17 protein-coding genes are annotated in these 20,307 nt (G+C 50.5%); 3 read left to right on the top strand and 14 right to left on the bottom strand.

Annotated features, from left to right (window positions below; translation table 11 throughout):
- Window positions 1–189: 189 nt before the first annotated feature.
- Window positions 190–615 (bottom strand): lactoylglutathione lyase, encoded by a 426-nt coding sequence (gene gloA / locus DXZ20_RS23295; protein WP_163659630.1) that lies wholly within the window; start codon window positions 613–615, stop codon window positions 190–192.
- A gap of 268 nt (window positions 616–883) precedes the next feature.
- Between gloA and eno the strand changes: the two genes are divergently transcribed.
- Window positions 884–2,176 carry a phosphopyruvate hydratase gene (gene eno, locus DXZ20_RS23290; RefSeq protein ID WP_163659629.1) on the top strand — a complete coding sequence of 431 codons (1,293 nt, stop codon included), beginning with the start codon at window positions 884–886 and terminating at the stop codon, window positions 2,174–2,176.
- Window positions 2,177–2,317: 141 nt separating this feature from the next.
- Here the strand turns inward: eno and DXZ20_RS23285 are convergent, their stop codons facing one another.
- The 13 genes from DXZ20_RS23285 to DXZ20_RS23225 all read right to left on the bottom strand — a co-directional run bounded on the left by DXZ20_RS23285 (window position 2,318) and on the right by DXZ20_RS23225 (window position 17,914).
- Window positions 2,318–2,971 (bottom strand): ExbD/TolR family protein, encoded by a 654-nt coding sequence (locus DXZ20_RS23285; RefSeq protein ID WP_163701162.1) that lies wholly within the window; start codon window positions 2,969–2,971, stop codon window positions 2,318–2,320.
- A gap of 133 nt (window positions 2,972–3,104) precedes the next feature.
- On the bottom strand, window positions 3,105–3,770 hold the full coding sequence (locus DXZ20_RS23280) for a MotA/TolQ/ExbB proton channel family protein (RefSeq protein ID WP_163701158.1): 666 nt from the start codon (window positions 3,768–3,770) through the stop codon (window positions 3,105–3,107).
- A gap of 60 nt (window positions 3,771–3,830) precedes the next feature.
- Window positions 3,831–5,090, bottom strand: a complete 1,260-nt coding sequence (gene lpxB, locus DXZ20_RS23275) for a lipid-A-disaccharide synthase (RefSeq protein WP_163701153.1) — start codon at window positions 5,088–5,090, stop codon at window positions 3,831–3,833.
- A gap of 41 nt (window positions 5,091–5,131) precedes the next feature.
- Complete coding sequence (lpxA, locus tag DXZ20_RS23270) at window positions 5,132–5,956, bottom strand: acyl-ACP--UDP-N-acetylglucosamine O-acyltransferase (RefSeq protein WP_006518869.1); 825 nt, start codon at window positions 5,954–5,956, stop codon at window positions 5,132–5,134.
- A gap of 10 nt (window positions 5,957–5,966) precedes the next feature.
- Window positions 5,967–6,476, bottom strand: a complete 510-nt coding sequence (fabZ, locus tag DXZ20_RS23265; protein WP_163659621.1) for a 3-hydroxyacyl-ACP dehydratase FabZ — start codon at window positions 6,474–6,476, stop codon at window positions 5,967–5,969.
- A 37-nt stretch (window positions 6,477–6,513) separates the two neighbouring features.
- Window positions 6,514–7,359 (bottom strand): UDP-3-O-acyl-N-acetylglucosamine deacetylase, encoded by an 846-nt coding sequence (lpxC, locus tag DXZ20_RS23260; RefSeq protein ID WP_163661641.1) that lies wholly within the window; start codon window positions 7,357–7,359, stop codon window positions 6,514–6,516.
- Window positions 7,360–7,376: 17 nt separating this feature from the next.
- Window positions 7,377–9,638, bottom strand: coding sequence for a BamA/TamA family outer membrane protein (locus DXZ20_RS23255; protein ID WP_163701149.1), 2,262 nt, complete (start codon window positions 9,636–9,638; stop codon window positions 7,377–7,379).
- Window positions 9,639–9,847: 209 nt separating this feature from the next.
- Window positions 9,848–10,576, bottom strand: coding sequence for a phosphoribosylaminoimidazolesuccinocarboxamide synthase (gene purC, locus DXZ20_RS23250; protein ID WP_163701147.1), 729 nt, complete (start codon window positions 10,574–10,576; stop codon window positions 9,848–9,850).
- A 129-nt stretch (window positions 10,577–10,705) separates the two neighbouring features.
- On the bottom strand, window positions 10,706–13,288 hold the full coding sequence (locus tag DXZ20_RS23245; RefSeq protein WP_163701144.1) for a GAF domain-containing protein: 2,583 nt from the start codon (window positions 13,286–13,288) through the stop codon (window positions 10,706–10,708).
- Window positions 13,289–13,462: 174 nt separating this feature from the next.
- Window positions 13,463–14,998: a lysine--tRNA ligase gene (gene lysS / locus DXZ20_RS23240; protein ID WP_163701141.1), complete on the bottom strand. Its 1,536-nt coding sequence runs from the start codon at window positions 14,996–14,998 to the stop codon at window positions 13,463–13,465.
- Window positions 14,999–15,068: 70 nt separating this feature from the next.
- On the bottom strand, window positions 15,069–16,211 hold the full coding sequence (locus tag DXZ20_RS23235; RefSeq protein WP_163659612.1) for a response regulator: 1,143 nt from the start codon (window positions 16,209–16,211) through the stop codon (window positions 15,069–15,071).
- Between the two features lie 193 nt (window positions 16,212–16,404).
- Complete coding sequence (locus DXZ20_RS23230; protein ID WP_163659611.1) at window positions 16,405–17,292, bottom strand: glycosyltransferase family 2 protein; 888 nt, start codon at window positions 17,290–17,292, stop codon at window positions 16,405–16,407.
- Window positions 17,293–17,626: 334 nt separating this feature from the next.
- A complete protein-coding gene (locus DXZ20_RS23225) occupies window positions 17,627–17,914 on the bottom strand; it encodes a hypothetical protein (protein WP_250566267.1) in 288 nt (95 codons plus the stop codon).
- A gap of 507 nt (window positions 17,915–18,421) precedes the next feature.
- Between DXZ20_RS23225 and DXZ20_RS23220 the strand changes: the two genes are divergently transcribed.
- Both DXZ20_RS23220 and DXZ20_RS23215 read left to right on the top strand, forming a co-directional pair.
- Complete coding sequence (locus DXZ20_RS23220) at window positions 18,422–18,934, top strand: hypothetical protein (RefSeq protein WP_163701137.1); 513 nt, start codon at window positions 18,422–18,424, stop codon at window positions 18,932–18,934.
- 30 nt (window positions 18,935–18,964) lie between these two features.
- The coding region (locus DXZ20_RS23215) for an NB-ARC domain-containing protein (protein WP_163703594.1) at window positions 18,965–20,307 on the top strand (1,343 nt) is incomplete at its 3' end.

Genomic DNA, 20,307 nt, shown 5'->3' with positions numbered 1-20,307 from the left:
GGGAAACGAGTAATCAGTATATCAATTGGGGGTGGGGGGCGTTCGCTGCGCTGGGGGAGTAGGGGACGCTGAGCTAGGCAGTAGGGGGCACGAGAAAGCCCGCAAGTCTCAAACAAATGGAGCCGTTGTTCAACCTGATAGTGGGTTCCCCCCATTCCCCACGGCCTATTTCCCGCTCTCCGCTCTATATCAAACCGTTGCCGCTGCCGTTGGCACCTCAGTCTCAGCCCCTTGCTTTAGCTGAATCAACTCAACCTTATAGCCATCAGGGTCAGTCACAAACGCAATCACAGTTGAACCATGCTTCATCGGCCCAGGCTCACGAACGACTTGCCCGCCCCGTGCTTTGATCGCTTCGCAGGTCTGATAAATATCGTCTACCCCAAGGGCGATATGGCCATACCCTTCACCGAGATCGTAGGACTCTACGCCCCAGTTATGGGTTAGCTCGATGACGGTATGATCGCTTTCATCGCCATAGCCCACAAACGCAAGGGTAAACTTCCCACCTGGGTAGTCCTTCTGGCGCAGTAGGGTCATACCTAAAACATCGCAATAGAATTGCAGGGATTTTTCTAAATTGCCAACCCGCAACATTGTATGCAATAAACGCATGGCCTTTCTTTCCTTAAGCTCAGTTGGTTCTAATCCTAGCGTTGGTTAGTTTCTATGATGGCCTAGACCGGTATATCTAGGCAGATTGATGTGCTTTTCCTTACATTTTTGCTCTGCAACCCTATCGTTGATGCAGGATAGCACCGTATGCTTGTTTATCGTGCAATCGTTCAGCCGTCATCGGCATTGAAAGATTGGACATAATGACCAGTGAGTCCTACACCCCCATCGTTTAACCGTAGTTAATCCACAAGGAAGCGTAGATTTGATGATTGACCTACTCGAAACCACTATTGAAGAGATTCGCGCCCGCGAAATCTTGGACTCTCGGGGTCGCCCCACGATTGAGGCTGAAGTTTATTTATCGGTGGGTGCAGTGGGCCTCGCCCAAGTCCCCAGTGGAGCATCCACAGGCACCTTTGAAGCCCACGAACTCAGAGATGGTGATACTCGCTACGGAGGTAAGGGGGTGCTCAAAGCGGTCAACAATGTGCATGAAGCCATTGCTCGTGAGCTGATGGGTCTAGATGCTTTAGATCAGGTGGTCATTGATCGCACCATGATTGCCCTGGATGGCTCAGACAATAAGGCAAATTTAGGTGCCAACGCTATTCTGGCGGTATCTTTGGCCAATGCGAAAGCGGCGGCTCAAGCATTGGGACTACCGCTCTACCGGTATCTGGGTGGACCATTAGCCAACGTACTCCCCGTTCCCCTGATGAATGTGATCAATGGTGGAGCCCACGCCAATAATAATGTAGACATTCAAGAATTCATGATTGTGCCCAGCGGTGCTAGCAGCTTTAAAGAAGCTCTGCGTTGGGGTGCAGAAGTTTTTGCTAGTTTGAGCAAAGTTTTAGATCAAAAAGGTTTGCTTGGCGGTGTGGGGGATGAAGGCGGTTTTGCCCCTAATCTGGGTTCAAATCAAGAAGCGCTAGAAATTTTGATCGCTGCCATTGAGTCAGCAGGGTACAAGCCGGGTGAACAAATTTCCTTGGCTTTGGATGTAGCTGCCAGCGAATTCTATAAGGATGGTAAGTACACCTTTGATGGTCAGGCTCACTCTCCGGCGGAGACCATCGAGTATCTCGATAAGCTAGCCAGTCAATACCCCATTGTGTCCATTGAGGATGGTCTCCATGAGGAGGACTGGGATAGCTGGAAAGCGCTAACCACCAAGATGGGTAATCGGGTACAGCTAGTGGGCGATGATTTGTTTGTGACTAACCCCACCCGCTTGCAAAAAGGCATTGATCAGGGGGCCGCTAACTCCATCTTGATCAAGTTAAACCAGATTGGCTCGTTGACTGAAACCTTGGAAGCCATCGACTTGGCGACTCGCAACAAGCTGACATCGGTGATTAGCCACCGTTCTGGTGAGACTGAAGATACCACTATTGCTGATTTGGCAGTGGCTACCCGTGCAGGCCAGATTAAAACAGGTTCCCTATGCCGTAGTGAGCGGGTTGCAAAATACAATCGTCTGCTACGCATTGAAGACGAGCTAGCAGAACAAGCCGTCTATGCTGGTGCCGTTGGCATGGGACCCGGTCAGGGCTAATTTCTCTTCGGGAAATTTATAGTTTGGCGCAGCCTCTCCTTTGGAGATATGCATTCAGTAGATTGCTATAGTTTCGAACCCACAACGGTTACCCCGTTGTGGGTTCTCCTTAAGAAATAGTGAGAGTAAACGTTTTGAGGGTTATTCGTCGTCGGTTGGCAAAGGAGATGGGCTGCTGGGCGTGAGTGAGCTGTCTGGTAATGAACTGTCCGGTAATGCACTGCCCGGTGTTGTTGGGATGGGCGTAGTGGTGGATGGATTCAGGGGATCGCTGGGTAATTCACGCCCTGGCAGACTGGAGTCTGAACCGTTGATTAAGTCTTGAATATCAGCCGGTAGTTCACCAGGCAATGTATCTTGTGACGACTGCGTACCCGGCGGTAACGTTGCCAGAGCCACACGGTTCCCCCCCACCGTCCGCAGGATGTCTAGCACTCGCACAACATCGTCATAACGAGAGTCTTTGGCTGCATACAGCACCACAATCCCCTCCGGGTTACCTGTATAAAAATCACCCACAAGCCCCAAGAGGTTCTGTTCCAAAATGGGGTCTTGGTCAAGATATATGCGGCCAATGGGGTCAACACTCACATATAAGCGATCGCGACCAGTGGTTAAGGCCGCAGGCGGTAATGCCGACCCGGTATTCGCATTGGGCAGATCTAAACTAATCGCCTGTTGGCGGCTACCCACTGCCGCCAAAATAAAGAAGGTCAGAATACAAAAGACAACATCGACCAGGGGAAGTAGTTCGATGACAATGCCGTTTTGTTGCTCGTCTAGGTCTAGTTTCATGGCGATGCTCAGGGGGTTGGGGGAGATTGGATTGGAGGGGGGAAGAATAATTTTGAGGTGATTGCTGTTTTATCAGAACGACCCAAGCCGCAGGTTTTGAACTTAAAATTCAGAATTCAAAACCTATTCCACCTTAATTAACTGAAGCACCCAGTTCGCTGGGCTTACCCCCGCTTAGGGACCAGGCCTGACGGTAAAGTAACTCTAGCTCGCTACCGGACTGACGAAAGACTTTGGCTTGACCAAACACCAAACCTTGAAAGAGGCGATAAAACATCAGGCTAACAATGGCAATAATCAATCCAGTAGCCGTGGTGATCAAGGATTGACCAATACCTTCAGCAGCACCACTGGTTGCACTACCAATGGCCAAATCATTGAGATTGAGTGACCCAAGGGAATTCATCAAACCTAAAACGGTACCTAACAATCCCAACATTGGAGAAACAGCGATCACGAGTTCTAGCACCTTATCGCCTCGACGCATAGCGGCTAATTCTTCATTGGCAGCTGTTTCTAGGGCCAGACGAAACACTTCAGGATCTTGATCTTTGAGCTTCAAAGCAGCATAGAGAAAACGCCCCATGGGCAAACGGTGGGCCCGTTGAGCAATTTCAGTGGCGGCAGTCCATTCTCGCCGGGCGGCTTCGAGCACACGACCGGCGATCTCCCGCTCGCGGGTAATGATGCGCGACCAAAACCAAATACGCTCAATAATTGTGCCGAGGGCAATTACTGATAGGACTAGCAGGGGCCACATGGCTATCCCACCTCTGGCAAATAAGTCAGTAATGTTCACTCGTTTTCTCCCCTACGCTTTCTCAGACGCATGTTACCTGCTCGGGTCCCAGATCGGCCACTATCTTTTAGCACAAGCTGCCTTGCCGGTGGCCAAGGCTAGAATTTCGTTGGCGGCGCGATCGCAAACTCCCACGGAGCCCAAATGCTTTCGCATTGTCCTGTAGCCCTCCACCATTTTTTGACGCTGATCCGGATTGTTCAATAGATTTAGCGCCATTTGGCTAATGGTGTCAGGTTTGGCATCCCACTGCACAAACTCTGGCACAATCGGCTCCATATTAACCAGATTTACAGGTGAAACGTAGGTCACCGAAAATTTAAGCACAAACTCCGCCACCCAGGCAGTTAAACGATTCAGCCGATACATCACCACCTGAGGGACTTCCATCAAGGCGATCTCCAGATTAGCGGTGCCTGACTTAGCAATGGCTAAATCGGCAGCGGCAATGGCCAGGGCCTGTTCTTGCTGAGCCACAACCTGCCCTTTCAAACCATACTCTTTCAGTGCCGCTTCTAGCCTTGAACGAAAGGCTTCCCGAGCCAGCGGGATTAAAAACTTGATCTGAGGGATTTGGGTCTGAATCTGCTGAGCCGCCGTCAACATGATCGGCAGCACATAGGTTAACTCCTGGGGGCGTGAGGCGGGCAACAGGGTAACAACACAATCAGAGCCACCTACCCCCAACTGTTGACGAGCCTGTTGTTTTTCAGATGCTGGATGATAGTCGGCAAATTTATCCAAAAGGGGATGACCCACCCAGGAGACCTGGCCACCTTTTTCACGATAGTAGCGAGCTTCGCCTGGAAAAATGGCCAAAACCCGATCAGAAATAGACAAGATCTTCTCGGTATCGCCCGGCATCATGGCCCAGACCCACAGCTGTGGTGCAATGAAATAGGTAATCGGTACCGCAGGAAACTGTCGACGAATGAACTGCCCAATGGCGACATTAGGCCCCATGTAGTCAATCAACACGACTACATCGGGGGGCGATTCCAGTAAATGCTGCTTAGCCTGGCGCTGCATTTTAATCGCTGCCCAAGCATGGGGTAAGGCTTCAAAAATGCCGATAGAGCTCACGGGCACCGTATTACCAATCAGTTTCGCCCCAGCAGCAGCCATGCGGTCTCCCCCCATGGCACTGATTTCCACCTCAATGCCCTGCTGAGCAGCTTGGCGTTTAAGCCCCTCCATCAGCAACGCTCCTTGTAAATCACCAGAGACTTCCCCAGTGTGAATAAACACCCGAACAGGAGACGCAGGGGCACGTCTCACGGCAACGGGAATGTTGGTGTCAGTATTGTCGTTATGCTGCATGCTAAGACCGGTTGTAGCACCGAAGATTTAGGGCCAGAACCTTATTTGCGTGAGATATGCCGTCCTGGAATAACACCTCGTCGGCTGTCGCCTTGGGAAGCCACTAAGAATCTATGGAGATGTTGCACATACTCATTGTTAGCAACAGAGTCCAATTTATTGAGAGCCTCGCTAAATGTGAGCCCCGAGCGATAAAGCAAACGATAGGCCTGTTTGAGACCATCGTATACACGCCCAGATTCTAGATCGCCAATGCCTGATCGCTTCAGACCGACCTGATTGAGTCCCCTTACCCTTGATGGATTGCCTTCCACCATCATGTAGGGAGGCACATCGCGCTCAATCCGACTCATGCCACCAACCATGGCATGGCGACCAATGTGAACAAATTGGTGAATGCCAACAAGACCGCTGATGCGGACATTAGATTCAATGTGAACGTGACCGGCCAGTGCCACCGAATTTGCAATGATAACGCTGTCTTGAATCAGGCAGTTATGGGCTATGTGCACATAGGCCATCAAAAGATTGCCATTGCCTAAACGGGTAATTTCACCAAATCGAGTGGGTCGGTTGATGGTGACATATTCACGAATGTTGTTATCGTCGCCGATGGAAACCAAGCTCTCAGAACCGTCATACTTGAGGTCCTGAGGCTCTAAACCAATGGCAGCTCCAGTAAAAATGCGATTGCGCTGGCCAATTTCGGTGTGCCCATCCAATACCACATGGGGACCAATTTCGGTGTCTTTACCAACACTGACTTTTTCCCCGATAACAGCGTAGGGGCCCACTTTCACACTAGAGTGGACCTGGGCCCTCGGATGAATGACCGCCGTGGGATGAATCAGAGCAGTTGGGAACATTGGTTATTTGTTATTCCACCACAGAAAACATCAGGGTACCTTCGCACACCAGTTGACCATCAACTTCAGCCTTAGCCTGCATTTTGCCGAATTTTAGCCCGCGAACGCTAAGCAACTCTGTTGTGATAACCAGCTGGTCACCTGGCACAACTGGTCGCCGAAACCGAACTTTATCGATACCAGCAAACATACATAAGCCATTCACACCAGGCATTTGGGTCAGTACAATACCGCCCACCTGAGCCATGGCTTCAACAATCAGGACCCCGGGCATAATAGGACGCCCCGGAAAGTGTCCTTGGAAATGGGGTTCATTGAACGTGACATTTTTTAAACCAACTGCCTGTTTGCCAGGAACATAGTCGATGATGCGATCAACTAGAGCAAACGGATAGCGATGGGGTAACAACGCGTGAATCTGCTCTAGATTAAGGGTAATAGGGGTAGGATTCTCGTCGGCAGTCGGTTGAGATTCCTGATTGGTAGGATGAGCTTTATCTTTAACAACGGTGGTGGCCATAGACGTTTTTGAACAGCAACGGCGTAGGTGCTCTCGGCTAAGCGGGAGCCGATGTTTCTGACAAACAGATAGCGGCCAAATGACGAGCTAACTGCACGTGCAAACTATGACTAGCTCGATAAGCTGTCACATGCATCGTAGGGAGAACACCTAATAAACTGAGATCCCCTACTAAGTCTAAAAGTTTATGACGTGCCGGTTCATTTGCAAATCGCAGCGGGGGATTAAGCCAGCCCTCTTCATCACAAACTAGGGCGTTTTCAAGACTGCCACCTTTAATCAGACCTTGCGATCGCAAACCGTCAATTTGATGGGCCATGGCAAATGTACGGGCCGGAGCCACCAGCTCAACAAAGTCTCCAGCCATGGGAGACCAGCTATGCCACTGATTACCAATGGCAGACATCGGAAAGTCAATGCCATAGCTAAAACGAAGCTCTGAAGCGGGCAACGCCATCACATAGGCATCCCCATCCCGCACAATAACAGGCTCAGAGAGTATTCCACCGCCGCGTGGGGACTCTTGTTCCACCGTTCCCACCGATTGCACAAGGCGACTCCAATCAAGTGAGGACCCGTCCATGAGAGGCACTTCTGACCCGTCAATTTCAATACGGGCATTGTCCACCCCGGCAGCCCACAATGCTGCCAACAAATGCTCCACCGTTCGCACGTATGGCCCTTCAGGGCTGCCCAACTGTGTTGAAAGACGAGTTTGACTCACAGCTGAGACATCAGCTGGAATCAATTCAGCACCTGCATCTGTGCGAACAAAATGACGACCCACATTAGTAGCGGCAGGCAACACCGTTACATGGGTTATCTGCCCTAAATGTAGCCCCACTCCCGTAGCAGTAACCGGAGCAGCCAAAGTATGTTGCATGCCTGCTCCCTCTGTCATTAGAAGCGTTCTCCAATCCCAAAGTGAATGCGACCATCACCGCCGTCACCTAAGCCATAGTCAAGCCTGAGCGCACCTAACGGTGTTTGTACTCGAATACCGGCACCGTAGCCAAAGCCATCTCCAGGCTTATCACGAATAATCGCCGGATCGCCAGGGACATTATCCCCTGAACCCAGGTCAGTACCATAGTCAACAAACAAAGCGCCGCCGAGAAAAGACGTGAACAATGGGAAGCGATATTCAGCAGTTGCCTGCACAAAAGAACGACCACTCCCTAAATCACCCTCATCAAACCCGCGCACTGAGTTGGTTCCCCCGAGAGAGAATGCTTCATAGGGAGGCAAGTCACCAAGCACGGTTCCCCCTTGCACATTAAAGGCAATGGTTTGGGGACCATCACCCAATTTGATGAAATTAACCGGCACATAGCGACTATAGCTAGCCCGTAATCGATTAAAGAAAATTGTGCCTTGACCAACCGGAATAGTCTGTTCTGAACCAAGCCGCAGCAAACTGCCACTAGTGGGAGCTAAGGGGTTATTACGCTGGTCCCAAACAAAGCCGATGGGAATACTCAAGAGATCATCACGACCATCGCCACTAAAGCTTAGATCGTTACCAAACTGGTCTTCAGGAGATAAATCGCCATCGCTATCTCGAATGGAAACACGCTGATATTCCAGACCAACTGAACCACTCCAACCGTTATCTAAAGGACGTCCAAAGGTGACCCCCCCACCCAAACGGTTAACCCGAGGAGTATCTCCATTAGGTAGATCAACATCGGTGTCCCCTCCGTCAAAGATTAGAGAAATTGAGCGGCGGTTAAAGCCATTCACCGTGTAGGACGTGCGATGGGGGTCTCCAGCAATCCAAGGATCCGTAAAGCTGACATCAAACAACAGCTCGCGTTCACTTAGCTGCACTTCGGTGCGCAGCGTCTGATTATTACCGCCCAGGTTATCCTGCTGATAGCTGACACTACCAAAGACATCACCACTGAGGTTAAAGCCAACGGCAGCACCGACAGATCCTGTATTGCCTTCATCAACATTGACGACCACCTTGACTTTTCGAGGATCTTCATCACCAGGGTCCAGCGAGAGACGGACGTCATCAAAAATCCCTAGACCAAACACTCGCTGCAGATCCGACTGGATTCTGTCCTGCCGGAAAACGTCACCGGGCTGGGTTTCGAATTCTCGGGTAACGATAAACGGGCGGGTTCTACCGTCGATGGGTTCTCCCTCTGCATCAACGCTATTACCATCCGCATCGATGTAGCGAACTTCGATAGATTCAATCACACCCTCAGCAACGACCAGGGTGGCCACACCATCGTCTGAAACCTGGGGAGCCGCCGTCACCTGAGCCAGTACATATCCCTGGTCACGGTACCACTCGTTCAATTCTAAAATACCGTCTTGGAAATCAATCAGATTGAGGATTTTGCCATATTGCTCGCCAAAGATTTCATCAATTTTCTCATCCGGCAACACACTTGCCGTTTCAGCGTCAGTGCGCACATCTACACCCGTTAGTACTGGGTTGGGTTGTACCCCAAAGGTAACCCGCACCCCCAAATCAGTATCCTCGGGTCTGGCCCTAACATTGGCAAAAAAGCCCGTGGCAAACACGTTGTTAATGTCTTCTTGCAACTGGCTACGGGTGGCTGTACGACCAGGACGCAGGTTGATTGCCTGATAGACAATGTCTTCAAGTTCTGGATCGAGGGGACTACCGTCCAGGGTAATGACATCTAGCTCAGCCACAAGCACCTGAACTTCTTCGTCTGCGGGCTCCTCTTCTACAACCTCTGCATCGGGTGTTGGACTCTCAGGACTCTCAGTCTGTGGCGTATCCTCAGGTTCTGGCGCTGCCTCAACGGGCTCGGCTGGCTCGGCTGGTTCAGAGGGTTGATTGTTAATGCCGTCTAAAAGGCGATCTAACGTTTCTTCAGGGGTTTCGTCAGATTCTTGAACCAATAAGGTAGCGCTATCAGTCGATTCGGCTGCGGCAACGGGTAGCTCAACAGCCACATCCTCAGAGGTTTCAGAGGCAATTTCTGTTTGCTGCTGAGGCAATCCCTCTGTTGGGGTTAGCTCTGACTGACCAGCAACCGCTGATTCTGCGGCATCATCTGCCATAGCATCAACTGTGGAGGTGTCCACTACGTCAGCCGCATCGGCTGCGAGTACGGGCAACCCAAACAATGTCGCAACGGTGCAACAAGCCAATAGAGTCGGCGAAAAGCGCATAGGCAGAAAACGTACTCCTTACACCAAATAGGAACAGACGCTCTTAAAAAGCCCCTGTTAATGACATACACTAAATCCGGCTTAGGGGTCTATAACTAAGGTTCTAGTAACCCTTCACTTTTTCAAACACACGTCTGATTGCGCTAGAAAAATGTGAACAGAATTTAATATTTTTCTGAAAGATTCTACCGCACCGCATCCCTCAGTGCTCAATTTGTATGTGCCAGAATTCGATCCAACACCTGCTGATATCCTGACTCCACATCCCCTAAATCCTGACGAAATCGGTCTTTGTCCATCACTCGACGGGATTCATCCGTTTCCTCTTGATTCCATAGGCGGCAGGTGTCGGGGCTAATCTCATCGGCCAAAACCAGGGTGCCGTCAGCAAGGGTGCCAAATTCAAGTTTGAAGTCAACCAGGGTAATACTACAGCTATTGAAAAAGTCTTTGAGAATTTGGTTAATACTGCGGGCCATGCGATCTAGCTCAGTCACAGTATCATCGCTGGCGATATCCACGGCACGGATGCGATCGCAAGTCAGCAGCGGATCCCCCAGGTCATCATTCTTGTAGTAAAACTCCACCAGCGGCGGCGTCAGCGGTGTGCCCAGGGCTAACCCCGTTTGCCGACAAAGACTGCCAGCCGCCAGATTACGCACCACCACTTCCAGGGGCACAATGGTTACCGGCTTCACCCACATCTCCCGCTCATTGGGAGAAGCAATCCAATGGGTGGTCACGCCCTGGGCTTCTAGCAGCTTAAACAAGTGGGTGGACACGGCATTGTTAATGCACCCTTTATTGGCAATGGTCCCTCGCTTCTGAGCATTAAACGCCGTGGCATCATCCTTGAAGTACGTCACCAATACCGCCGGATCCTCAGTGGCATAAAGAATTTTTGCCTTGCCTTCATAGAGCTTCTTTCGCTCAGCCATGGGGCCTCCCAAGGAAAATTTGCATCGCTCATTTTAGCGTGGATGGGTGTTACAGGGGCGTCCTAAAAATTTGTAGAGGCGTTCCATGGAACGCCTCTACAAATTAAGGAAAAATGGCAAACCTAATTTTTATTTAGTGGTCATGACATATACCCCATCCCAATCCGCTGGCGGTGGATTCTCTAAATAGGAATGAATACGGGCAATGTGCACCGATACAGCTTTATCCTGAGGTCGCATCACCTTTGCCCGCGTGAATAGGTCTAATGCCCGCGTAAACTTTTGCGAGGTGTAGGCCTTACGGGCTTGCTTGTAAAGGTCTAGAAAGTCCTGGGTTGCCTGATCTAACTGGTGATTTTGTCGGCTGCCAATCAGCTCATAAATTTTCACAGGCTTTGTCTTACCCTTCACACGCGTTAGATCCAGCTCTCGCACCCAGACTAAGTCACGACATCGAGCATAGGTATGTTCGCTCATGACAATGTCACAGCCATACTGTTTGGTCACCCCTTCCAACCGGGAGCTGAGATTCACACCATCACCGATCACCGTATATTCCATCTTGCGACGGGAACCGATATTGCCAGACACCACCTCGCCAGAGCTCAGACCAATACCGATGTTGATTTTGGGTTGGCTATTCGCCTGGCGTGACCGGTTAAAGTGCACCAGCCGCTCCCGCATATCGAGGGCCGCTTCCACGGCTGACCAACCATGGTTTTCCAGGGGCAACGGCGCACCAAACACAGCCATCAGGGCATCACCGATAAATTTATCTAAGGTGCCTTGGTGATTAAAGACGGCTTCCACCATGGTCTCAAAGTACTCATTCAGCATGGAGACCACCTGAGATGCCTCCAGTCTCTCGGTCAGGGTGGTGTAGCCACGAATATCGGAAAATAGTACGGTGACATCCCGACGTTTACCCACCATCAGGGAATCTTCCCCAAGGGCCATGACCTGATCCGCCACACTGGGGGTCATGTAGCGATACAACGTCGTTTTCATCCGCTTTTCCTGGCTGATGTCTTCCAGAACCACAAGACCACCCCTGACACCGCCACCGGGATCGGTCAGGGGATTGACCGTGAGGTTAATGCTATGTTCAAGGTGGTGTACGTTCTCATAGGCCTTGATCGCGTCAGACCGTTGCCCCCAGAGATAGTAAGTCTGGTTAGTATCGTCATGTTCTCGGGGAATAAACGTGGAGGATTTGCGCCGAATTTCGGCAGGCACTAACATAACCAACTGGTCTTTAACCGTAGTTAGCGCCACCTGTAGGGTTTGCTCAGGTACATACTGATGTGTACCAAACTCTAAACTATCAGCCAGGCGCGATCGCAAATTCTCAATCGGCACCACTTCCCAAAGCAATCGCCCGATCAGCTTTTCTTCCCAGGTTTTCTGTAACGCCTCCAGAGATTCACCCTCAACAATCACTGACTCGTCCATGGGACACCCCAGCAAGCTCAGGGCTGTTTCATTGATGGTGACGATCCGGCCCCCCATATCTGTGGAAATAACGGCATCCGAAAGACTCTGAAGAATATCCTTCTGATATTGCTTCTCCACCAACACATTTTCAAATAGCTGGGCATTTTCTAAAGCAATCCCCGCCTGGGTATTAAACGCCCGCATAAACGACTCATCCGAGCGAGTGAATGCCCCCTGCATCTTATTAATCAGCTGGGTCACCCCCATAATTTTGCCCGATGAGTTAAACACCGGCATGCACAAAATACTGTGGGTGCGATAGCCAGTGCGCTCATCCGCCGAGCGATTAAACCGACTATCCTTGTAGGCATCAGGAATGTTCAGAGTTTCGCCAGTGGACGCCACATAGCCCACAATACTGTCCTTATCATTGGCCTGGCGTAACTCCATCAGCTCTGTACCATCGGCACTTTGCACTTTAGACCATAGCTGATTACCATCCATCAGCCACAGGGTGCTGCGATCCGCCTGCATGAGTTTTCGCGCTTCAGCCATGACCGACTGCAGAGTCACTTCTAGCTCCAAACTCTGCTCTAACGATGAAATGGCATTGAGTAGCGCATTGAGGCCTTTCTGGGTGCGGGCAGCCGTATAAAACGAGTTACAGCTTTCTAGGAGTACACCAATGGAGCGAGCAAAGGATTCAAACTCCTTTTCATCCTGGAGCGTAAACCGGTTACCGCCAATTTTATTGAGCAACTGCACCACCGCAACGACGTTGACACCGTCGCTAAAGATGGGCATACACAGAATATTTTTAGTGTGATATCCCGTTTCTTCGTCCGTTGCCCGGTTAAATCTAGGATCATCATAGGCACTGGGAATGTTAAGGGTTTTTCTAGTCTCAGCAACATAGCCAGCAATCCCTTTACCCATTGGTATTCTGATCTCGACCGCCTTCTCCCCCGCACCCTGAGCAATTTTTGACCAAAGTTCTTGATTCTCTTCATCGACGATGAAGATAGTAGTGCGATCGGCCTGTAGAATCTGACCAATTTTTAAGGTAAACGCCTCCAACAGCTCTTCCAGAAGCGTTTCCAGCGATTGATTATTAATCAAGTTGATCGCTTTGAGAAAATACTCAAATTCTTGAATGATCAACTCTAAAAGCTCAATAAATCTAGGCTTAGATAAATGCCGAACCTGAGCCTTAAGACGACCGGGCATGGTGCCCTGCGACAAGCGGGCCAACGTGCTATCTGCAGATGACTGAGCCATAGTTATTTATACGGGTTAGCCAAAATTATAAATTAACGGGAGTTATTGAGCCTTTATGGTGCAGAAACTCGGAAAATGCACGGGTGCATTCTCTAAATACTGACAGAAGACTGCAATTACAATAGTTTGCCCTCAACACCTTCCCCTATAGTTTAATCAGTTTGGCAAGATTAACTAATCACGACTTCCTTGCTCAGGCTTCAGCAAGGGAAATGCAATCACATCCCGAATGCTGGGCGAATCCGTCAGGAGCATCACCAGCCGGTCGATCCCCATGCCCATCCCCCCTGTGGGTGGCATACCATATTCTAGGGCAGTAACAAAATCTTCATCTAGGCTATGGGCCTCCAAGTCACCCGCTGCTTTTTTAGCCGCCTGGGCCTCTAGACGCTGACGTTGATCCACAGGATCCGTAAGCTCTGAAAAACTATTAGCGGTTTCTCGACCAACGATAAACAGTTCAAATCGTTCCACCAGACCAGGCTTATGTCGATGGGGTTTAGCCAATGGAGAAATTTCCACCGGATAGTCGGTAATAAAGGTGGGCTGAATCAGCGTCGGTTCCACTGTCTGCTCAAACGCTTCATTTAAGACATGGCCAATGCTGGGGCAGTCATCGATACCATGCAAGCCCGCCGCTTTTGCCGCCGCTTTCGCCTCATCTAGATCAGTGAACTCAGCAAAGTTAACCCCAGTTTTTTCCTGGACGGCATCATGCATCGTGATGCGCTTCCAGGGAGTGCTGAGGTCAATGGCATCGCCTTGATAGGTAATTTGCGTAGTGCCCAGCACCTCTTCCGCAGCATTAATGATCAGCGCCTCGGTGATATCCATCATGTCGTGGTAATCAGCGTAGGCCTGGTACAGCTCAATCGACGTAAATTCTGGATTATGACGGGTGGAAATGCCTTCATTTCGGAAAATGCGACCCATTTCAAACACACGTTCAAAACCACCCACAATCAGGCGCTTCAGGTGCAGTTCCGTAGCAATCCGCAGATAGAGCTGCATGTCTAGCGTGTTGTGATAGGTCACAAACGGACGGGCATCGGCACCACCGGGCTCCGCCTGTAAAACCGGCGTCTCAATTTCAATAAAATCTTGCTGGTCCAGATAGCGACGAATTGAGGCGGTAATTCGCGCCCGCTTCCGAAAGGTATCCCGAACCTCAGGGTTCACAATCAGGTCAACGGAACGCTGGCGGTAGCGCTTGGCCACATCGGTGAGGCCGTGCCACTTATCTGGCAGCGGCAGCAGCGCCTTGGTAAGAATGGCATAAGTGCTCACCTTCACCGACAGCTCCCCTTTATCCGTGCGCTTAACGATGCCCTTCACCCCAAAGAAATCGCCCACATCCGTCAGCTGTTTGAGATGGGTAAATGCTTGCTCATCGATGTCGGCCATCCCCGCTTGGATGGTCTTTTTATCTAGAAATAGCTGAATTGAGCCAGTTTCATCCTGAAGCGTGAAGAACGCAAGCTTACCGAATACCCGTCGGCCCATGATGCGACCGGCAATACTGACCTCAACCTCGGTCTCTTCTCCCGTGGGCAGATCAGCAAATTTCTTCTGAAGGATGGCAGCCTGATGGGTCACATCCCATTTGTAGGCATATGGATTGAGTCCCAGTTTTTTTAATTCACTTATTTTCTGTAAGCGAGCAGCGCGAATTTCGCGAGGACTTTGATCGTTGGGCTGGGAGCTAGCCATGCGTTAAGGGTCAGAAGTAATTGTGCAGTTGTTAATTGTATGGGGGGGATGGGGAATGGGCAATCCCCCATTACCGGGCATCAGAAATATACTTATCCAGCAGCTGAGCTACTTTCTCAGGCGCTGGCGGTTTGGCTAAAAAGTCATCTGCACCTACCATTTTGGCCCGCATCCGATCAATCATGCCGTCCCGTCCCGTCAAAATGATAATGGGTGTTTTATAAAATGCTTCAGTCCGACGGAGAAACTTGCACAGTTCATAGCCGCTGATATTGGGCATGGTGATATCCAAAAAAATCAGGTCAGGCCGGTGCTGGGTCAAGATGGAAATTTGCTCAACGGGCTTGGTTACGGGCAGCACTTCGTAGCCTAGGGGTTGCACCAGCTCTGCCATGACTTTGCTGACTAAGGGGCTATCGTCAATACAAGCAATCAGCCCTTTGGTCAGCCCCTGGGTGGCTAAGGATCGGGGGGGGACATAGGGGGCAGGAATATCTTGCACGGGCTGTAGATCGACCCAACCTTGATAGATCAGTGGCAACAGCAGCTTAATCACATCCGGCAGTGAATGCTGGGTTTGGGCAGCCATATCCCAAAGGGTAATGTTGCCCTGCATCCAACGACTCAAACGCTTATATCTAGCCGCTGTCAGATGCACCTGTAGTCCCCGTGGATTGATCACAACAGGGGATAGGTAAGGCAGGTCGTGAGGGGCAACGGTGGTGAGGGGATCGTTTAATTTTTTGGGCCACTGATCATGGTTTTTTTGCGATCGCACCAACGCCCGCTGCACCGACAAAAACACCATCTGCTGAGCCACCATACGATTTGGGTGCCATTGCACATCATCGGCTGGAGAGGTAAGCAATGTCAGGATCACCTCATCCACAATGCTTTGGATGGCGGCCTTAGCCTGATTGAGGGAAATGTGTTCACACCGGACGGCTTGATTAATAAAATCCACCTCCCAGTAATCATCAGGGGTGCGCATCGCCGCGAACCAGCTACTGGAAAACTGTTCACTATGGCGACGCAGAGAGCGATACCAGCGTCGCACGGGATGCGGCCCTCCCGTGGCATAAATCAACCGTCCAGAATAAAAGTAAAGCTTCCAGGGTTCAGTAGTTTTTGCACCGATCACCAGCTCACCCGTGCGATGTTGCTGAGCAAGGGTGAGTAAATACTGGGGTAAGGATTGGGCCTGGGTCAGCATATTTAATATACTTGGAGGCTTCGGGCTCGCCTCTAGTACGGCGTCAAGCTAATGAGTTTGAATAGGGAGCGATTTTCCCCATCATGCACCTCAGGCCTAGTTTTCCCAGAGTTAGGAAAACACAGCTATTATGCTCCCCAGACTATGACCTGATCACTGGACTAAAAATTACATGTGCCCCCATAATGCACCCCTACGTGGAGCGGGCCAGTTCTTTAGTGGGTTGATCAACAGCAGACGAGTCAGCCAGCACACTCACATCTGACGTGCAGCCATTTTGCAGTTCCCAAACCTTAAGGGTGATCAAATACTCATAAAATGCCTGGAGCATACACCAGGTAAATCCAGCCCGACCGTCTAGAATGCCGCCCAGGACAAAGTACATGTAGATAAACCGCACCAACGGGCGTAGGGGCAAACGCAGGGACAGGTCCTTCAGGGCGCGACGGCGTTCTACTTCGGAACGGCCCAGGAATAGGGCACGCCAGTCTACGCCATGGTCCGATAGTTGCTTAATGGTTTCGGCAGCTTCGTCACTGGAATAGCGGTTATGCTTTTCAATCCAGCGGTCAAAGCCTTTGCTACAGGTGTAATGGGGGTAGGTGGCCTGAAGAAAATCGGTGGACCCCTCACACACTTCGCGTTCGGTGTGGCCGTAGTCGTCGAACCATACGTGCTGCTTGTCGAGCAGCCGTAGCTGGTAGCGAGGATACTGGGTGCTGTGGCGAATCCAGTGGTCCATGAACATGACGCGCTCGGCGGCATAATAGCCCACATGCTGGCCAGACTGGGCAGCGGCGATACATTCGTTGAACAGCTCTGGCGTCATGCGTTCATCGGCTTCTAGAATGTAGACCCATGGGTGCTTGGTGGGGACATTGCGCAGCATCCAGGTGCGTTGTTTGCCATGGCTTTCGAAGGCGTGCTGCACTGTACGAACAGGATAACGCTGAGCGATTTCTAGGGTGCGATCGCAACTAATCGAGTCGACCACAATGACATCATCCGAGACCAGAGCTGACTCTATGCATGCGGCAATGTCTCGTTCTTCATTGTGAGTCAAAATAAAAATCGAAATCATCGCGATATCCTAGAAATCACTCAGCGATCAACTTATCAAGAAACACTCAACCAGCATTACTGCCAGCTCTTCTGCTCAGATTGCCCTGAATTGGCTATGGGCAAGTCAAAAAGACAGACTTACTACAGAATATTTGGTTTAGGTTGACGAACCCATAAAGGCATCCGTAAATTCAGCCAAATTTAATGTACTCGTACTAGGCATCAAGGTGTGGAGATTTGCACTAGCAGATTGGGGGTGGGAGTTATTGGGTATTGGGTATTGGGTATTGGGTATTGGGTATTGGGTATTGGGTATTGGGTATTGGGTATTGGGTATCGGGTATTGGTGCAGGTCAGTCGGATGTTTTGAGGCGTTGATAGGCTGCAACTGTAGGATTAGAGGCTTCATAATCGGAGCAGTCGATGGCGTCTTCTGACAGTGCGGTGGTGGGGTGGAGCGAGCACTTGAGGACGGCCTGATTGGTAAAAAATGCACAGTCAGCGCAGGGAATACGGTGCATTGTCTGGGCGCGCTGCACGCTATCACGGGTGGCGGCAATCATTTGCCAGAGACCCAGGATAACGACGGACCAGGCAAGGACAAAGCAAATGGGTCCCAGGTATGGCTGCAGCCATTGCATAATGTGCAGCAAAATGAAGTGAACCAGTTCTAGTAGCTGATACATGCGACCCTGTCAGTGTGATTGGGTATCAGCTTAGGCGACGGATAAAATTCGTTGCTCAGAGTGAAAATATTTGTAGCAAAGGGGTGGGGGTGAAGAATAAACTGGTTCCCCTTGGTAAGGCTACCGTGTACACACAAGTATTGGAAATTAGCGTTTACGGTTGTCTAACCCCCTCTAACTCCCCCTTGGTAAGGGGGAGAACCGGAGTTTCCCCCTTACCAAGGGGGGTAATGCAGGATTGTGAACTCCCTTTCGAGATGTGTGTACACGGTAGCTTTGATAAGGGGAACCGTCAGGGAGGGGTGATCGATAACGCTAATGATCGAGACCCCTCCGCCTGCGGCACCTCCCCTTGGTAAGGGGAGGACAGTCAATCACCCCAACAATCCCCCTTGCAGGTACCTGACAAATATCAATCAGAATTGCTAAAACGTAGGTGCCATCACTATCTGTAAATGCCCTATGCTCGAAGCGCTTTCCCTAACCGCTGCCACGGCCTTAGCCAAAATCGTCCTCGATAAGTTCTTTGACGGTGCTGGACAAAAGCTTGAAGAAACCGCTACAAAGCTCGGTGGTACCGTGGTTGAAAAGGCTAATGAAAAGATCCTACAGCTGGGTAATTTGGTTTGGCAGCGCTGTTTCAAAGGTAAAGGGATTGATCAACGGTTAGAAGCTGCCGCCAAGGGATCCGAAGCAGATATTAAAGTTCTCAAAGACTACATTGATCAAGAAATAGAAGCTAGTGATGACTTCTCAAGGGAAGTTGAACAAATCGCTGGCGATTTGCATCAGGTCGTTTTCAATATGAATGACATGAATGCTGATTCGGTACAGCAAAATTTTGGTGGCAACAACAATCAGGTTAATGTCAATGCGCCCAACACAACTGTAAACAATGCTAGTGATGGGGCTACTGTAAAAAACTATCAGTTCGGTGATGGAGCAAACATTACATTTAATGAGATACCTGATTAGCTACAGACGTCGGGACGGGAACCGCCAAAGATAACTACCCCAGATTTTGGTCTTGAGAATCTTGTTGCCCGCGAGTTTGTCGGGCGACGGGCTGAGCTGGAACAACTTGCAGAGAAACTAAAACGCTCTGACCAGGTGGCGATTACTGCGGTGTCTGGCATGGGGGGCATTGGTAAGACGGCCCTGGCGCAGCAGTATGTGCGGGAGGCGAAAAATCAGTACCCCGGTGGGCGCTGGTACTTTAAGGTACGAGAACAGAATCTGGTGTCGCAGTTGGTGAGTGCGGCAACAATATTTGGGCAGTTGCCGGATAATTTACCGGACGATAGAGCCAGGGTGAAATGGTGTTATGACCAGTGGTGTGATCATTTTCCAGGGGCACGATTGTTGTTGTTGGATGATGTGCAAACCTATGGCGATGTAAAGCATCTGTTGCCCCAGGAGGATGCTAGCTTTCGAGTGTTGATGACGTCGCGACAGCGGTTTGGTAAGCCGGTGGATCGGTTGGATTTGGGGGTGTTGCCCCTGGATGAGGCGATGGCATTGCTGACGCGGTTGATAGATGATGGGGACCGGGTCAGGCAACAATTAACCGAGGCGAAGGCGCTGTGTGAGTGGGTGGGGCGGTTGCCGCTGGGGGTGGAGTTAATTGCGCGGTATTTGGCGCTGCATCCGAATGTGACATTTGTTAAGTTGCAGGAACGGCTGGAGCGTAAGCGGCTGGCTGCCAAGGCGATGCGGGAGCTGCCGGAGGAGATTGCCTATGAGTATTCCATTGAGGCGGCGTTTGAGCTGAGCTGGCAGGATTTGTCACCGGAGGCGAAAACGCTGATGGGGCTGTTGGCGGTGTTTGCAGCAGCACCGATACCGAAAGGGTTAATTGAACGGGCGCTGCCGGAATGGGATGAGGAAGAGTTAGAGGATCGGCTAGATATAGACCTGGTCAGGCGTAATTTATTACAAAGTGGTGAGGATGGAAACTATCAGCTGCATCAGTTGATCCGTGAATTTACGGTGGGCATGTTAGAAACTGAACTCAGTGATCAAACGTCTGCATTGCAAAAAGGCGTGGCCGACTCGCTAGTTAATTTTGCTAAGCAAATAGAGCAGATTGTTACCGTTAGTGCACAGCAAGTAGTTGGTGAAGCGATTCCCCATATGGAACTAGTTGCACGGGAACTGAGTCATGTTATTGAAGACAGTACTAATGCTACATGGCCATTTGTGGGGTTAGGTCGGTTTTATGAAAGTCAAAGCCTATGGCCAGAAACCGAGCATTGGTGGCAATCTTGCTTGAAAATGACGGAGGAACGGTTTGGCCCTGATCATCCCGATACCGCTCTGAGTCTGAATAATTTAGGATTGCTGTACCG

It is taken from the genome of Adonisia turfae CCMR0081 (assembly GCF_011009555.1).
Classification (GTDB): domain Bacteria; phylum Cyanobacteriota; class Cyanobacteriia; order Phormidesmidales; family Phormidesmidaceae; genus Leptothoe; species Leptothoe turfae.
The sequence above is the reverse complement of the archived record's forward strand: the minus strand, read 5'-3'. Positions and strand labels throughout refer to the sequence as shown.

Bases quoted from the DNA above. Each gene is read 5' to 3' on its own strand.
- gloA (WP_163659630.1), bottom strand. From the start codon at position 615: ATGCGTTTATTGCATACAATGTTGCGGGTTGGCAATTTAGAAAAATCC.
- eno (WP_163659629.1), top strand. From the start codon at position 884: ATGATTGACCTACTCGAAACCACTATTGAAGAGATTCGCGCCCGCGAA.
- DXZ20_RS23285 (WP_163701162.1), bottom strand. From the start codon at position 2,971: ATGAAACTAGACCTAGACGAGCAACAAAACGGCATTGTCATCGAACTA.
- lpxB (WP_163701153.1), bottom strand. From the start codon at position 5,090: ATGCAGCATAACGACAATACTGACACCAACATTCCCGTTGCCGTGAGA.
- lpxA (WP_006518869.1), bottom strand. From the start codon at position 5,956: ATGTTCCCAACTGCTCTGATTCATCCCACGGCGGTCATTCATCCGAGG.
- fabZ (WP_163659621.1), bottom strand. From the start codon at position 6,476: ATGGCCACCACCGTTGTTAAAGATAAAGCTCATCCTACCAATCAGGAA.
- lpxC (WP_163661641.1), bottom strand. From the start codon at position 7,359: ATGCAACATACTTTGGCTGCTCCGGTTACTGCTACGGGAGTGGGGCTA.
- DXZ20_RS23255 (WP_163701149.1), bottom strand. From the start codon at position 9,638: ATGCGCTTTTCGCCGACTCTATTGGCTTGTTGCACCGTTGCGACATTG.
- purC (WP_163701147.1), bottom strand. From the start codon at position 10,576: ATGGCTGAGCGAAAGAAGCTCTATGAAGGCAAGGCAAAAATTCTTTAT.
- DXZ20_RS23245 (WP_163701144.1), bottom strand. From the start codon at position 13,288: ATGGCTCAGTCATCTGCAGATAGCACGTTGGCCCGCTTGTCGCAGGGC.
- lysS (WP_163701141.1), bottom strand. From the start codon at position 14,998: ATGGCTAGCTCCCAGCCCAACGATCAAAGTCCTCGCGAAATTCGCGCT.
- DXZ20_RS23235 (WP_163659612.1), bottom strand. From the start codon at position 16,211: ATGCTGACCCAGGCCCAATCCTTACCCCAGTATTTACTCACCCTTGCT.
- DXZ20_RS23230 (WP_163659611.1), bottom strand. From the start codon at position 17,292: ATGATTTCGATTTTTATTTTGACTCACAATGAAGAACGAGACATTGCC.
- DXZ20_RS23225 (WP_250566267.1), bottom strand. From the start codon at position 17,914: ATGCAATGGCTGCAGCCATACCTGGGACCCATTTGCTTTGTCCTTGCC.
- DXZ20_RS23220 (WP_163701137.1), top strand. From the start codon at position 18,422: ATGCTCGAAGCGCTTTCCCTAACCGCTGCCACGGCCTTAGCCAAAATC.